Here is a 14344-nt window from a genome sequence, read left to right as displayed (position 1 = left end):
CGTGGCGCCAGCGGCCGCGTCCTGACGTCCGGCAGCATCAGCGGTACGCGATCCACGGCCAAAAAGCTGCCAGCCTTGCCATCAGCGCCGCTTCGGCTTAGCTGTCACGCTTTACGATTCCGGACATTCGATGCCGCACAAGGTTTCTCTTTCCCGTCTGAAGCTGACAGACTTCCGCAACTATGTGGCGGCGGCCCTAACCCTTGATGGTCGGCATGCCGTGCTGACGGGAGACAACGGCGCCGGCAAGACCAATCTCATGGAGGCAGTCTCGCTGCTTTCGCCTGGCCGCGGCCTGCGCCGCGCGGCTTATGGCGATATTACCCGGGTCGGCGCGGCCGGCGGCTTTTCGATCTTCGCCGCGCTCGACGGCATGGAGGGCGACGTCGAGATCGGCACCGGCATCGAAACGGGCGAGGAGACCACCGCCCGCAGGCTGCGCATCAATGGCACGACGGCAAAGACTGCCGACGAACTGACCGACCATCTGCGCCTTCTCTGGCTGACACCGGCGATGGACGGCCTCTTTACCGGCGCCTCTTCCGACCGGCGCCGCTTTCTCGACCGGCTGGTGCTGTCGCTCGATCCCGCCCATGGCCGCCGCGCCAGCGATTTTGAGCGCGCCATGCGCAGCCGCAACAAATTGCTGGATGAAGGGCGCTTCGATCCCTCCTGGCTTGCCGGCATCGAGGAGCAGATGGCAAGCCTCGGCATCGCCATGGCGCTCGCCCGGCAGGAGATGCTCGGCCTGCTGACCCGGCTGATCGAGGAAACCCGCGAAACGTCGCCCTTCCCTTCGGCATCGCTGCAACTCTCAGGCTTCATGGACGGCCAGTTCTCGCGCCCCTCGGTCGACCTTGAGGACGACTACGCGGCGATGCTGGCGGAGAGCCGCTACCGCGATGCCGGCGCAGGGCGCACGCTCGAGGGGCCGCACCGGGCCGATCTCATCGTGCATCACCGCGAAAAGGCGATGGAGGCGGAGCGTTGCTCCACCGGCGAGCAGAAAGCGCTGCTTGTCGGCCTGGTGCTTGCGCATGCCCGGCTCGTCGGTAATCTCACCGGCCATGCGCCGATCCTGCTGCTCGACGAGATCGCGGCCCATCTCGACGAGGGCCGCCGCGCCGCGTTATTCGACCTTATCGACGGGCTCGGCGGCCAGGCCTTCATGACCGGAACGGATCGCGCGATGTTTTCAGCACTCGGCGACAGGGCGCAGTTTTTCACGGTGGCCGACGGAAGGGTGTTCGAATGACGGAGGCGGCTTTTCCCGGCGTCGGGCGTCATGATAACATCGGCACCATGGAACCGCTCAGCCCCGAAGAAATCGCGCGCTATCACCGCCACATCCTGCTGCCGGAGATCGGCGGCGCCGGCCAGCAGAAATTGAAAGCCGCCCGCGTGCTGGTGATCGGCGCCGGTGGCCTCGGTGCACCGGTCCTGCAATATCTGGCCGCAGCCGGCGTCGGCACGCTCGGGATCGTCGACGACGACCGAGTGTCATTGTCGAACCTGCAGCGCCAGGTGATCCATGATTCCGGCACGATCGGCGAATTGAAGACGGAGAGCGCCGCCTTCGCCATCGCCAGGCTCAATCCGCATGTCCGACTGATCCGCTTCGAGGAACGCTTCTCCCCGGAGGCCGCCCGCCGTCAACTCTCGGGCTTCGATCTGCTGATCGACGGCTCCGACAATTTCGACACCCGTTATGCCGCCGCCGATGCGGCTGATGAAGCGCATATTCCGCTCGTCACCGGCGCCGTCGGGCGCTTCGACGGCTCGCTGACGGTTCTCAAGCCCTATGATACGGCTGAGGACGGAACGCCCAACCCTCGATATCGTGACCTGTTTCCGGAAGCGCCGCCGGCTGGATTGATTCCCGCATGCGCCGAGGCCGGCATCATCGGCGCGCTCACAGGCGTCATCGGCACGATGATGGCGATGGAAGCGATCAAGCTCGTCACCGGCACCGGCGAACCGCTGGTCGGACGGTTGCTGCTCTACGACGCACTCTCGGCTCGCTTCGACACCGTCCGCTACAAACGACGCCGTACGACACAGAGACAGGCGGGATGAGGATTGTTCGGCTTGATCAGACTTTCACGCGCTGGGATGAACTGCTGACGCTCATCCTTTCCGCCTTCGCCTCCATGAATGGCAGGATCGACCCGCCATCCTCGGCGCTCGAGCTGACGGCGGAGTCGCTGGCAGAAAAGGCCAGGGCCGAGATCGGCCATATCGCGATCGACGGCGAAAAACTGATCGGCTGCCTCTTTCTGCGGCCGGAGGCCGATTGTCTCTATGTCGGCAAGCTCGCCGTTCTGCCTGAGGTGCAGGGCAAGGGCCTCGGCAAGCGGCTGCTGACAACAGCCGAGGAGACCGCTGCAGCACTCGGCCTTCCCGCTTTGCGGCTGGAAACGCGCATCGAACTCACCGACAACCACGCCGTCTTTGCCGCCTGGGGATTTTCCAGAACCGCCGAAGAGGCCCATCCCGGCTTTGCCAAGACGACGTTCATCGAGATGCGCAAGGTCCTTGCGTCTTGATGCGCCTCGCGTGATTCGATCCTGAGATGCGCTTAGAGCGGTCAGCTTTTAACGGAAGCGCAGGACCGCTCTAGCCTTTTGTTTTTACGCAATTCCGGACGAAAAACCGCTTCGCACTTTTCCTGGAATTGCTCTAGCGGCCGGGCAGTACCCGATTCGGCGGCCTGTGACCGTCGATGAAGGTGCGGATATTGATGATGACCTTGTCGCCCATGTCGATGCGGCCTTCGATCGTCGCCGAACTCATATGCGGCAGCAGCACGACCTTGCCCTCATTGGCGAGCTTGATAAGCTTCGGGTTGACGGCGGGCTCGTTCTCGAAGACGTCGAGGCCGGCGCCGGCGATCCGTCCTTCCCTCAGGCATTTGATCAGCGCAGCTTCGTCGACCACGTCGCCGCGCGCGGTGTTGACGAGATAGGCTGTCGGCTGCAGCAGCGCCAGACGGCGGGCCGAGATCAGGTGAAAGGTGGCCGGCGTCGACGGACAATTGACGGAAACGATATCGACGCGGGCAAGCATCTGGTCGAGGCTTTCCCAATAGGTCGCCTCCAGCTCGTCCTCGACGGCCGGATTGACGCGCTTGCGGTTGTGGTAGTGGATCGACAGGCCGAAAGCCTTGGCGCGGCGGGCCACCGCCGTGCCGATGCGGCCCATGCCGACGATGCCGATGCGCTTGCCGTGAATGCGCCGGCCGAGCATCCAGGTGGGAGACCAGCCTGCCCATTCACCCGGCTGGTCGGTCAGCACGCGCGCACCTTCGCCGAGCCTTCTCGGAACCGCGAGAATCAGCGCCATCGTCATATCGGCGGTGTCCTCGGTCAGGACGTTCGGCGTGTTGGTAACGGTGATGCCCTTGCGCGCCGCCGCCTCGACGTCGATGTGATCGGTGCCGTTCGAGAAGCTCGCAATCAGCTTCATCTGCGGTCCCGCCTGTTCGATCAGCGCCGCGTCGATACGATCGGTGACGGTCGGCACCAGCACGTCGGCGGTCTTGACCGCGGCGATCAGCTCGGGAACGGAACGCGGCGCGTCGTCGATGTTCAGCTCGGCGTCGAAGAGTTCGCGCATCCGGGTTTCGACGGCATCCGGCAGCTTGCGGGTGATGTAGACCTTCGGTTTTTTCTTCGCTGTCATGGCTGCCTGTGGTGCCTTGTTCAGAGGTCTTTAACCAAGAGGGGTGATAATTTTCCCATTCCGGGCATTTTCTACCAGACCCGCACGCGAAGACAAACAAAACTCGTGGTGCAGCCGGGGAATGTCAGAGCCCGGACCGCGAGCAGGCCGGGCCTGCCCGCGAATTCGAGCAAACGGAAACTTCCATGCGCAGCAAAGTCCTAAAGTCCTGCCTCGCCCTTGCCATCGCTCTGGCTGCATCCCTGGGAAGCGTCGAGTTCGCCCATGCGCAGGCGGCCAAGGGGCCAAGCGGACTGCCATTGCCGCGTTTCGTCACGCTGAAATCCAAGCGCGTCAACCTGCGCATCGGTCCAGGAACGGATTACGCCGTGTCGTGGATGTACCTGAAATCCGGCCTGCCGGTGGAGATCATCCAGGAATACGACAATTGGCGCCGCATCCGAGATGCCGACGGCACCGAAGGCTGGGTCAACCAGTCGCTGCTGTCAGGCCAGCGCGCGGCGATCGCCGCCCCGTGGATGAAGACCAAGGGCAAGGGAATCTATGTCAATCTGCGCCGCGAGGCGCAGCCCTCCGCCTCGATCGTCGCCAAGCTCGAACCCGGCGTGATGCTGACGATCGGCGAATGCAACGGCGACTGGTGCCGCGCCGAATCCGACGGCGCCTCGGGCTGGGTGGCGCAGTCGGAGATCTGGGGCGCCTATCCCGGCGAAGCCTTCAAATAAGCCCTGCCCGTTTGGCGGCCTCGGAAAGCGAGGTCATCGGGCGCGGACCGATCTGTTGGATGACGATGCCGGCAGCCAGGCAACCGAGCTTGCCGCAATCCTCGAGAGAGCGTCCCTGCGTGTAGCCATAGAGGAAGCCGGAGGCGAAGAGATCGCCGGCACCGGTCGTATCGACCACTTCCTTGATCCTGATCGCATCGACGTAAAAACGCTCACGGCCCTTCAGGATGACGGCGCCGTCCTCGCTCATCGTCACGGCGGCGATCTTGCAATCGGCGGCGATCCTGTTCAGCGCCTCCTCGAAATCGTCGGTCTCGTAGAGCGACAGTGCTTCCTGGCGATTGGCGAAGACGATATCGACCTTGCCGGAGCGCATCAGATCGAGGAACTCACCGCGATAGCGGTCGACGCAGAAGCTGTCGGACAGCGTCATCGACATTTCGCGGCCGTTTTCATGGGCGATGCGGGCACAATCGAGGATCGCTTCCTTGGCGCGCGGCGGATCCCAGAGATAACCTTCGAAATAGGTAACCTTGGCGTCGGCCACGACGTCGGTCTCGACGTCTTCCGGGCCGAGTTCGACGCAAGCGCCGAGATAGGTGTTCATCGAACGCTCGCCGTCTTCGGTGACGAAGATCATCGAACGCGCCGTCGGCGGGAAGGTGCCCTTCGGCCGGGTCTGGTAGTGGACGCCCTGGGCGCGGATGTCGTGCGCGAAGATGTCACCGAGCTGATCTTGGGCGACATTGCCGAAATAGGCAGCCTTGCCGCCGAGGCTCGCCACGCCCGCCGCCGTGTTGCCGGCGCTGCCGCCGGAAGCTTCGAGCGCCGGTCCCATGCGCGAATACAAGAGTTCGGCGCGTTCGGCATCGATAAGGTTCATCGCCGCCTTGGTGATCTGGTTGTCAATGAGGAACTGGTCGTCGCAACGGGCAATGATATCCACGATTGCGTTGCCGACTGTCAGAACATCGAATCTTGTCATGAAATGGGAGGTCCCGGAGTTTGTGATAGCCGGGGTTTGGTCTTAGCGAAATTTCTGCGGTTTGGAAGGATAAATGGTGGTTGGCCTATCTATTTCTTCGCAAAAGTGCCGGCTATTCGTCATGTCCCTGTCATTTTCAATATCTAGAAATACTCGCAAGAAGACCGGCATGAGCAGCTTTCAGTTGCAGTCGGGCGCACGAGGGATGATCCCTTCGATCTTACCGGCGCGATGCTGACCACGGATGGACTGGCAGCTTCGTGATCCGGATATCCGGCACGGCCGGAGCGGAAAAGCGGGCTGTGCCCGCTTTTTTTGCTTTCGGATACTCGGGCTGCCGGATCGGGCGGCGATTGGCTTTTCAATCCGAGCCGTTTGCTGCTACTGCATAATTCCTTAATTCAAAGTACTACAGCGTCCTTTGCGCGTCTCGAAAAGACGCGGCGCTGTAGAGGTCGTATACTCCCCCGCGCAGAGCAGCCTCCCGCATGTCAGCCATCATTTTCGACGTCCTTCCCATCTTCATTCTGATTCTCATCGGCTGGGTGATCGTCCGCAGCGGGTTGATGGCGTCGAATGTCGGCGAAGCGCTCAGCGAATTCGTCTTCAAGATCGCCGTGCCGCTTCTGCTCTTCCGCACCATCGCCGAGGCGGATTTTCACGGCGCCTCACCCTTCCGGCTCTGGATCGTCTATTTTTCCGGCGTTGCTATCACCTGGACGGCCGGCCATATCGCCGCCACACGCCTCTTTAACCGCGACGAACGGATCGGCGTGCTGGCCGGCGTGTCCTCGGCCTTCGCCAACAATATCTTCATCGGCCTGCCGCTTGTCGAGCGGACCGTCGGCGACGAAGGGCTGGTGGCGCTGTCGATCCTGCTTGCCGTGCATCTGCCCGTGATGATGGTCGCCGGCACAGTGCTGATGGAGCATGCCGAGCGCAAGATCGCCGGCAAAAGCGATCGCAGCATGATGCTCGTGCTCCGCCAGATCGCAGTCAATCTCGTGCGCAACCCGCTGGTGATCGGCCTTGCGGCCGGCATGGCCATGCACCTTTCCGGTCTCACCATGCCAACAACGCTGGCAACGGTCGTCGGGCAGATCGCCGGCATTGCCGGCCCGGCGGCGCTGATATCGCTCGGCATGGCGCTGGAGAGATACGGCGTTTCCGGCAATCTCGGTATCGCCAGCGTCACCTCGGCGTGCAAGCTGCTGCTGTTGCCGGGCTGCGTCTGGGCGGCAAGCCATCTCCTCGGCCTCAGCCGCCCCGAATGGACGGCAGCAATCGTACTGACCTCCTCCGTCCCAACAGGCGTCAACGCCTGGCTGATCGCCAATCGCTTCGGCGTCGGTCACAGCCTCGCCGCCTCGACCATCACCGTGACGACGGCGCTCGGCGCCATCACGGTCTCGCTCTGGGCCTATTTCCTCGGCGCCTGAGCGCTCTCAGCACAAAAAAGCCCGGCTTGCGGGGCCGGGCTTCGATGTCATGCGATTGTATGTGCGCTCATTGCGTCGCCGCGTTCGGATCCGGCAACGGTACCGGCGAATCGGCGAGCGTGTGCAGATAGAGGATGACGTTGGCCCGATCCTGATCCTTCGGCAGACCTGCAAAGCTCATCGCGGTACCGGGAACGTCCTTCTTCGGCGCCAGCAGGAACTTGTTGAGATAGTCGAAGGTCCACTTCTCGCTGCTGCCTTTGGAGAAATCCTTCATGGCGGTAGAATAGGCGAAGCCTGCATGCGAGGCGACCGGGCGATCTACGACACCAAAGAGGTTGGGACCGACTTTGTTCGGCCCCCCTTTGGTGGCGTCATGACAGGCCTGACACTTCTTGAAGACCGTCTCGCCGGCCTTGGCATCTGCAGAAGCGAGCAATTGCGCAATCGGAACGGCAACGGCAGGCGCAGCCTCGCCGCCAGCAGCGGGCGCCTCTTCGGCAACGATCGCGAAACCTTCCTTTTCCGGTGCTTCGGAATGGAAGATTCCTTCGGACGCGATAGAGACCGACATCAGAACGAAAATCGTTCCGAGCAGCGCCCCGACGGCCGTATTGACGTATGAATTCATCTGCAATGCTCCCCTTGCAGCCGGCAGATCATAAACCGGACCATCTTGAAATCGCGCGGAACCTATGTCTTTTGGCTGTTCGTTGCAACTGTCTAAATGGTCTTGCGCATGAGACTTTTTGACACTTTCCAGCCCGGATTAGAAGGCCTGAACAATGAGTGATTCAAATTTAGATGGCGTGCTGGTGCTGATCCCGGCGCGCATGGCCTCCACCCGCCTTCCGGGCAAGCCGCTGGCCGATATTTGCGGCCTGCCGATGATCGTCCAGGTGGCGATGCGCGCCAGGGAAGCAGCCATCGGCCGCGTCGTCGTCGCCGTCGACGACGCCCAAGTGTTCGATGCCGTGGCCGCTGCCGGCTTCGAGGTCGTCATGACCAGCACGGATCATCAATCGGGTTCCGATCGGATCTTTGAGGCGCTGACGAAAGTCGATCCGGACGGAAAGGCGAAAATCATTGTCAACGTCCAGGGCGATCTGCCGACGATCGATCCGGATACAGTGCGCGCGGCTTTGCGACCGCTCGAAAACGAGGCGGTCGATATCGGCACGCTGACGACCGAAATCGACAATGAGGAGGACAAGACCGCGCCGCACATCGTCAAGATCGTCGGCTCGCCGATTTCCGCGGCCCGGCTGCACGCGCTCTACTTCACGCGGGCAACCGCCCCTTACGGCCAGGGGCCGCTCTACCATCATATCGGCCTTTATGCCTATCGGCGCGCGGCGCTCGAACGGTTCGTCTCGCTCGGTCCCTCGACGCTCGAAAAGCGCGAATCACTGGAGCAACTGCGGGCGCTGGAAGCCGGCATGCGCATCGACGCCGAGATCGTTGACACGGTTCCGCTCGGTGTCGATACTCCCGCCGACCTCGAAAAAGCGCGGCGCATCCTCTCCGCAAAGTCGAACTGACGGAACCATCATGAACATCAAGACCAACAGGATCGCCTTCCAGGGCGAATTCGGCGCCAATTCCGATATGGCCAGCCGCGACATGTTTCCGACCATGGAGCCGCTGCCCTGCCAGACCTTCGAGGATGCGTTCACGGCGGTCGACAACGGCGATGCCGATATCGGGATGATCCCGATCGAGAACACGATCGCCGGGCGCGTCGCCGATATCCATCATCTGCTGCCGGAGTCGCGGCTGCACATCATCGGCGAATATTTCATGCCGATCCGCTTCCAGCTGATGGTGCTGCCCGGTGTTACCAAGGACGAGATCCGCACGGTGCACAGCCATATCCACGCGCTCGGCCAGTGCCGCAAGATCGTTCGTGCCAATGGCTGGAAGCCTGTGATCGCCGGCGATACGGCGGGGGCGGCAAAGCTCGTGAAGGAAACCGGCGACCGCTCGATGGCCGCCTTGGCGCCACGCCTTGCCGCCGATCTCTACGGGCTCGAGATCATCGCCGAAAATGTCGAGGATACGGAAAACAACGTCACCCGCTTCGTCGTCCTGTCCCGCGACGAGGAATGGGCACAGCGGAATTCGGCGGAAGAAAAGGTCGTCACCACCTTCGTCTTCAACGTCCGCAACATTCCGGCCGCGCTCTACAAGGCGCTCGGCGGCTTTGCCACCAACAACATCAACATGACGAAGCTGGAAAGCTATCAGCTCGGCGGAAAATTCGTGGCGACGCAGTTTTACGCCGATATCGAGGGCCATCCGAACGATCCGAACGTGCGCCGGGCCTTGGAGGAACTGCGGTTCTTTTCCGAGAAAGTCCGCATCCTCGGCGTCTACAAGGGGCATGCAATGCGAGGCCTGCTGTAAGGCAAGCCCCGCAAGTCGCCTGAATTATTTATCCGGCTCACAGACACGCAGCCGATGCCCATCCGGATCGAGCACGACGAAGGTCGGGCCGAAATCCAGTTCGGTCAATTCCTGGGCGATCGGCAGACCGCGCTGGCGCCAGTCTTCATAATGTCTGGCGACGGCATTTTCTCCTTCGACCATGAAGGCCACTTCGCCGCGGTTGCCGATGGCGGAGGGCTGCGGCTCGACCTTGCTGCGCCGCCAGAGACCGAGCGTGAAACCGCCCTCAAGCGGAAAAGCGACGAAATTCGGCGCTTCCACGGCCGGCTCGCGGTTCAGCAGATTCCGGTAGAAGCTGGCGCTTTCACCCGGGTCCTTGACGTAAAGAATGATGAGGTTGGGGCTGGTCATTTCGGTTCTCCCGTTGTTTAAGAATGGCGCCGCCAGAGATCTCGTCTGCTGACAAATCATGGCAGCAGACTACCGAGGGCGTTGCGATCGCAACGCCCCGTTCTCGTCGGGCAGAATGTTGATAAGGATGGGCGGCCTAAAGCGGTCGCGCATGTCGTTGTCGCAAAACTGCTGCACAGTTTTGCGCGATATGCTTTAGAGCGGAAAACGGTCCTCGCAGCGCGGGTCGCGTCCATCGATGAAGCCGAGGTCGCGCTTCAGGTAATCCGGGGTCGCTTCAAGGTCGAGGCTGGTGCGATCTCCCCTGCGAAAGCGGAAAATGTTCATGACCAGGTGCAGCAGGCCGGAGCGCGCTGACTGGCGGACATCGGCAAAAGTCTCGGCCGAAATGACATCGGCAAAGGACTCAGCCGCAAAACGGTCGTTCGCGAAATGAATGGCTGGAGGCGTTACCATGATCAGTACTCCTTCCTGGTGAACTGCACTGATAATAACTCCATCTGCTGACAGTTTATGGCAGCAGCGTTCAGTTCTCCATCGGCACGTCCTGCGTCTCGCGCCATTCCTTGAGGAGCACCGTGCGGCGGCGCGGATAACGCACCTCGTGCAACGCCATGTCGATGATGCGATCGGTGCGGAAATGGCGAAAATCCTGGCGCAGTTCGCACCAGGCCATCAGGACGCGCACATGCTCGTAATAACCGAGCCCGAAAGGCCAGACGCGGCGGCGCGAAATACGGCCCTGCTCGTCGCCATAATGCAGTTCGAGAATCCGCTCCATGCGGATCGCCTTGCGGATGGCCGAAACGTCAGCCTTGTCCTCGTCCCTGCGCTTGGGGCCGACGAACAGGGCCGCCGAATCGATCATCTCTCGCATGTCGGACGGCAGCACGGCGGCTATCTTGGCCAGTGCATCGGCGCCGGCGCCGGCAAGGCGCGGCTCGGCGGCGCGCGCCACCCAACGCGAGCCGAGGACCAATGCCTCCAGCTCTTCTTCGGAAAACATCATCGGCGGTAGCATGAAGCCGGGCTTCAGCACATAACCGATGCCGGCTTCGCCTTCGATCATCGCGCCCTGGGCCTGCAGGCTGGCAATATCGCGATAGAGCGTGCGCAGACTGACCCCGGTCTCTTGTGCCAGCACCGTGCCGGTCACCGGCCGCCGGTAACGCCGGAGCGTCTGGAGCAGCGTCAACAGCCGTTCCGAGCGGGCGACCGGCATGGCGCTACCGCTTCCACTCCACCCAGTCACGCATCAGGCGGTGGGCGATCGCCCCTTTCGGCGGCGAGGCCCTGCCTGTCGCGCTCGGGCGTTCCAGCATCTCGATCGTTTCCTCGCGGGTGAACCAGCGGCAATCCTCCAGCTCGGTCTCGTCGCGGCTAATTTCGGTGGATTTCGCCTCGGCGTAACAGCCGATCATCAGTGAATGCGGCATCGGCCAGGGCTGCGAGGCATGGTAGCGGATGCGGCCGGTACGGATGCCCGATTCCTCCAGCGTTTCACGGCGCACGGCGTTCTCGATCGTCTCGCCGGGTTCGAGGAAGCCGGCAAGACAGGAATACATGCCCGGCGCGAAATGCGGGCTGCGGCCGAGCAGGCAGAGGTCGCGCTGCTCGTCGACGGTCAGCATGATGACGACGGGGTCGGTGCGGGGGAAGATCATGTGCTCACAGGCGGCGCAGACACGCTTGTAGCCGCCGATGTGGATCTCCATCGCCGAGCCGCAGCGGCCGCAGAAGCGATTGTCGCCATTCCAACGGATGAGGCTTGCGGCCTGCGCGAATTCGCCGAGCAACACCTCGTCGATCAGCATTTCGCGAAACAGCGTGCGGCCGTCGGCAGGCTTGTAGTGGCTGGTGAGGTCGTCGACGTCGATGCCGACGGGAACCGCAAGGCGCGGCTCGCCTGATTTGCGGTAGCCGAGAAGTATGGTCTCGTCCCAATTCGGCTGCAATTCCTGCAGCTCGTAGCGGGCAAAGAGCGGATCGAGCACCTGGCCGTCATGCTTCAGCACCAGCTTATCCCCGGCGAAGGCGAAGATATGGGTGCCTTCCTTGGCCAGCGCCTTTTCGACGGATTGTTCGTCGCGATGCTCGGAATCGCGGTTGAGGTCGTTGGCGGCAAAGGCCGTGAGATTGCTGGGTTCCGGATGCGGCACATCCGAATCGAAAAGCGAATGACTCATGATGAAAGGGCTTCCCGCAGCTTCACTGTAAATTTGTCTCTCTTTCCGTCTTCGTAGGGCTCCGCGCGCCCGAAGCCCCAGACGGGACCCGGCCAGTTGGCATCGCCTTCGAAGCGGGCAATGACATGAACATGAAGCTGGCGGACGATGTTGCCAAGAGCCCCGATATTGATTTTTGTCGCGCCGGTGATCTTCTTCAGCGCCTTGGCGACCAGCTCCGTCTCGAAGGCAAGCAGCACCTGGTCGAGCGGTGTCAGTTCGAAGATTTCGGTTATATCAGCCCGGCGCGGCACGAGAATGAGCCAGGGCCAGCGGGCGTCCTTCGACAATCTCAGATCGCAGAGGCCGGTGACCATGATGCTGACGCTGTCATTTTCCAGCCTGGGGTCGAGCACGAAACCGTTCAAATGGCATTCCTCCTGTCTTTTCCAATGACTAGCAGTTTTTTCGCATGTTGGCTTGCTTTTGATGACGATATTGCCGATATGTGCATCCGGGAGGTTGGTGGTGGACGAGCCACTCGCCAACCGGGTCAGGTCCGGAAGGAAGCAGCCCTAACGAGCCCGGCACGGGTCATCGTGCCAGCCTCCCACCTTCTCTCCACGAAGTGCCCGACAGTCCGGGCGACAAGCAGGGCGATGAGCGACACCGAGCGACAATCAAAAGATGCCGCCTCGACGGGCACCGGATACCGAGTGCTGGCTCGCAAATACCGCCCCAAGGATTTCACGGACCTGATGGTCGGCCAGGAGCCGATGGTCCGCACCCTCACCAACGCCTTCGAGACCGGCCGCATCGCGCAAGCCTACATGCTGACCGGCGTGCGCGGCGTCGGCAAGACGACGACGGCGCGCATCCTGGCGCGGGCGCTGAACTACAAAACATCAGAGACCGACAAGCCGACGATCGACCTCCGCACGCCCGGCGAGCACTGCCAGGCGATCATGGAAGGCCGGCATGTCGACGTGATCGAGATGGATGCCGCCTCCCATACCGGTATCGACGATATTCGCGAGATCATCGAGCAGGTGCGCTACCGGCCGGTTTCGGCGCGCTACAAGGTCTATATCATCGACGAAGTGCACATGCTGTCGACGCAGGCCTTCAACGGCCTGTTGAAGACATTGGAAGAGCCGCCGGAGCATGTGAAATTCATCTTCGCCACCACCGAGATCCGCAAGGTGCCGATCACCGTGTTGTCACGCTGCCAGCGCTTCGACCTGCGGCGCATCAGCGCCTCCGATCTCGTCGGGCTGTTCACGACGATCGCGGCTAAGGAAGGCATCGAGGCGGAGCCGGACGCGCTGGCGATGATCGCGCGTGCTGCCGAAGGCTCGGCGCGCGACGGCCTGTCTCTGCTCGACCAGGCGATCGCCCATGGCGCAGGCGTCGTGCAGGCGGAAGCCGTGCGCGGCATGCTCGGCCTTGCCGATCGCGCCCGGATCGTCGATCTCTTCCAGCATATCCTCAAAGGCGATGTGGCCGCAGCCCTCGGCGAGTTCCAGAACCAGTACGAAGCCGGCGCCAATCCGGTGGTGGTGTTGACCGATCTTGCCGATTTCACCCATCTGGTGACGCGGTTGAAATATGTGCCGGATGCGGCAAACGATCCTTCGCTCAGCGAGGTCGAGCGCACCAAGGCGGCGGAATTTGCCAAGGGCGTTGCAGTGACGACGCTGTCGCGCATCTGGCAGATGCTGCTGAAAGGCATTCCGGAGACGGAAGGCTCGTCGCGGACGGCAGGCGCGGCCGAGATGGTGCTGATCCGGCTTGCGCATGCCGCCCATCTGCCGGCGCCCGAGGATGCGGCGCGGCGGCTTGCCGAATTTTCCGGCGACAATGCCGGCCCCCGGCCCGCGGCTCCACCGTCCGGCAATGGCGGCGGCAGCGGTACACGGGTTCCCTATCAAAGCAGTGTCGCGGCGCGTGCAGCGGAAACCGCGCCGAGCCAACTACCGTCTTCCGCGCCGGTGGCGATGCTGCGTGCCGTGCCGAGCAGCCAGCCGGAGACGATGTCTGTCGGGCGGATCGAGCCAAAACCGGCGGAAGCACCGAAGCCGCTCGTCCCGGTCAATTCGGTCAACGATATCGTCAACCTAGCCACCGAGAAACGCGATCCGAAGCTGAAGGCCATGGTGCGCACCTTCCTGCGCCCGGTCCGGATCGAAGCCGGCCGGCTCGACGTCAGCCTGGCTCCCGGTGCGCCGACGACGCTGCTCAACGAGCTTGCCGTCAAGCTGAAGGAATGGACCGGCATCCATTGGATCGTCAGCCTCAGCCGCGACGAGGGCCAGCCGACGCTGGTGGAGGCAGAGGCCAGGACGCGGGAACAGCATGTGATCGACGCGCGCCAGGACCCTGACGTGGCGGCAATCCTTGCACATTTTCCGGGTGCCAAGATCATCGACGTGCGCGTACGGGCGCCCGAGCCGGAGGAGGAAGGCGAGGCGACGCCGCCGGCCGCCGCCGAATCCGAGGAAGGTGACATCTTGCCGGGCGACGACATAGAATTCTGAGGTTTCAACAAGG

At 62.5% G+C, this 14344-nt stretch carries 16 protein-coding genes and 1 other RNA gene; 9 read left to right on the top strand and 8 right to left on the bottom strand.

Translation table 11 applies throughout. The annotated features are described in order from the left end of the window. Positions 1–130: 130 nt before the first annotated feature. Genes recF through B5P46_RS32405 form a run of 3 tightly spaced genes read left to right on the top strand, consistent with a single transcriptional unit; the run spans position 131 to position 2546 of the window. Positions 131–1255: a DNA replication/repair protein RecF gene (gene recF, locus B5P46_RS32415; protein WP_129422288.1), complete on the top strand. Its 1125-nt coding sequence runs from the start codon at positions 131–133 to the stop codon at positions 1253–1255. Continuing rightward, positions 1252–2076, top strand: a complete 825-nt coding sequence (locus B5P46_RS32410) for a molybdopterin-synthase adenylyltransferase MoeB (RefSeq protein ID WP_129422287.1) — start codon at positions 1252–1254, stop codon at positions 2074–2076. The genes recF and B5P46_RS32410 overlap by 4 nt, the downstream gene beginning before the upstream one ends. Then, positions 2073–2546, top strand: a complete 474-nt coding sequence (locus B5P46_RS32405; RefSeq protein ID WP_129422286.1) for a GNAT family N-acetyltransferase — start codon at positions 2073–2075, stop codon at positions 2544–2546. The genes B5P46_RS32410 and B5P46_RS32405 overlap by 4 nt, the downstream gene beginning before the upstream one ends. 133 nt (positions 2547–2679) lie before the next feature. Here the strand turns inward: B5P46_RS32405 and B5P46_RS32400 are convergent, their stop codons facing one another. After that, entirely contained in the window at positions 2680–3681 is a 1002-nt protein-coding gene (locus B5P46_RS32400; protein ID WP_129422285.1) for a 2-hydroxyacid dehydrogenase, read from the bottom strand. Between the two features lie 185 nt (positions 3682–3866). Here B5P46_RS32400 and B5P46_RS32395 point away from each other — a divergent pair, with 185 nt between their 5' ends. Then, positions 3867–4406 (top strand): SH3 domain-containing protein, encoded by a 540-nt coding sequence (locus B5P46_RS32395; protein ID WP_129422284.1) that lies wholly within the window; start codon positions 3867–3869, stop codon positions 4404–4406. Here the strand turns inward: B5P46_RS32395 and B5P46_RS32390 are convergent. Beyond that, positions 4399–5391, bottom strand: a complete 993-nt coding sequence (locus B5P46_RS32390) for an adenosine kinase (RefSeq protein ID WP_129422283.1) — start codon at positions 5389–5391, stop codon at positions 4399–4401. The genes B5P46_RS32395 and B5P46_RS32390 overlap by 8 nt on opposite strands. A 488-nt stretch (positions 5392–5879) precedes the next feature. On the opposite strand from B5P46_RS32390, the gene B5P46_RS32385 reads away from it, so the two are divergent. Next, complete coding sequence (locus B5P46_RS32385; protein WP_129422282.1) at positions 5880–6830, top strand: AEC family transporter; 951 nt, start codon at positions 5880–5882, stop codon at positions 6828–6830. 67 nt (positions 6831–6897) lie between these two features. On the opposite strand, the gene B5P46_RS32380 is transcribed toward B5P46_RS32385, so the two are convergent. Further along, positions 6898–7461: a c-type cytochrome gene (locus B5P46_RS32380; protein ID WP_129422281.1), complete on the bottom strand. Its 564-nt coding sequence runs from the start codon at positions 7459–7461 to the stop codon at positions 6898–6900. A 154-nt stretch (positions 7462–7615) separates the two neighbouring features. Between B5P46_RS32380 and B5P46_RS32375 the strand changes: the two genes are divergently transcribed. Next, on the top strand, positions 7616–8371 hold the full coding sequence (locus B5P46_RS32375) for a 3-deoxy-manno-octulosonate cytidylyltransferase (protein WP_129422280.1): 756 nt from the start codon (positions 7616–7618) through the stop codon (positions 8369–8371). 10 nt (positions 8372–8381) lie between these two features. Next, a complete protein-coding gene (locus B5P46_RS32370) occupies positions 8382–9236 on the top strand; it encodes a prephenate dehydratase (RefSeq protein ID WP_129422279.1) in 855 nt (284 codons plus the stop codon). A gap of 24 nt (positions 9237–9260) precedes the next feature. Here B5P46_RS32370 and B5P46_RS32365 read toward each other — a convergent pair whose 3' ends face one another. From B5P46_RS32365 to B5P46_RS32345, 5 genes are all read right to left on the bottom strand, one after another. Further along, the gene (locus B5P46_RS32365) at positions 9261–9629 is read right to left on the bottom strand and encodes a VOC family protein (protein WP_003555800.1); all 369 of its coding nucleotides are present in this window, start codon (positions 9627–9629) and stop codon (positions 9261–9263) included. A 195-nt stretch (positions 9630–9824) separates the two neighbouring features. Further along, complete coding sequence (locus B5P46_RS32360) at positions 9825–10085, bottom strand: hypothetical protein (RefSeq protein ID WP_129422278.1); 261 nt, start codon at positions 10083–10085, stop codon at positions 9825–9827. 70 nt (positions 10086–10155) lie between these two features. Continuing rightward, positions 10156–10851, bottom strand: a complete 696-nt coding sequence (locus B5P46_RS32355) for a helix-turn-helix transcriptional regulator (protein WP_129422277.1) — start codon at positions 10849–10851, stop codon at positions 10156–10158. A 4-nt stretch (positions 10852–10855) separates the two neighbouring features. Further along, positions 10856–11815 carry an NAD(+) diphosphatase gene (nudC, locus tag B5P46_RS32350; protein ID WP_129422276.1) on the bottom strand — a complete coding sequence of 320 codons (960 nt, stop codon included), beginning with the start codon at positions 11813–11815 and terminating at the stop codon, positions 10856–10858. Further along, positions 11812–12222 carry an HIT domain-containing protein gene (locus B5P46_RS32345; RefSeq protein WP_129422275.1) on the bottom strand — a complete coding sequence of 137 codons (411 nt, stop codon included), beginning with the start codon at positions 12220–12222 and terminating at the stop codon, positions 11812–11814. Before B5P46_RS32345 ends, nudC begins: the two co-directional genes overlap by 4 nt. An 89-nt stretch (positions 12223–12311) precedes the next feature. Between B5P46_RS32345 and ffs the strand changes: the two genes are divergently transcribed. Together ffs and B5P46_RS32335 are read left to right on the top strand one after the other, a co-directional pair. Further along, an RNA gene (gene ffs, locus B5P46_RS32340) (signal recognition particle sRNA small type) lies at positions 12312–12408 on the top strand. 45 nt (positions 12409–12453) lie between these two features. Next, positions 12454–14331: a DNA polymerase III subunit gamma/tau gene (locus B5P46_RS32335; RefSeq protein ID WP_129422274.1), complete on the top strand. Its 1878-nt coding sequence runs from the start codon at positions 12454–12456 to the stop codon at positions 14329–14331. Positions 14332–14344 lie beyond the last annotated feature (13 nt).

Source organism: Rhizobium leguminosarum, assembly GCF_004123835.1.
GTDB lineage: Bacteria > Pseudomonadota > Alphaproteobacteria > Rhizobiales > Rhizobiaceae > Rhizobium > Rhizobium leguminosarum_M.
Note: the sequence above shows the minus strand (reverse complement) of the source record. Positions and strands in the feature narration are given on the sequence as shown.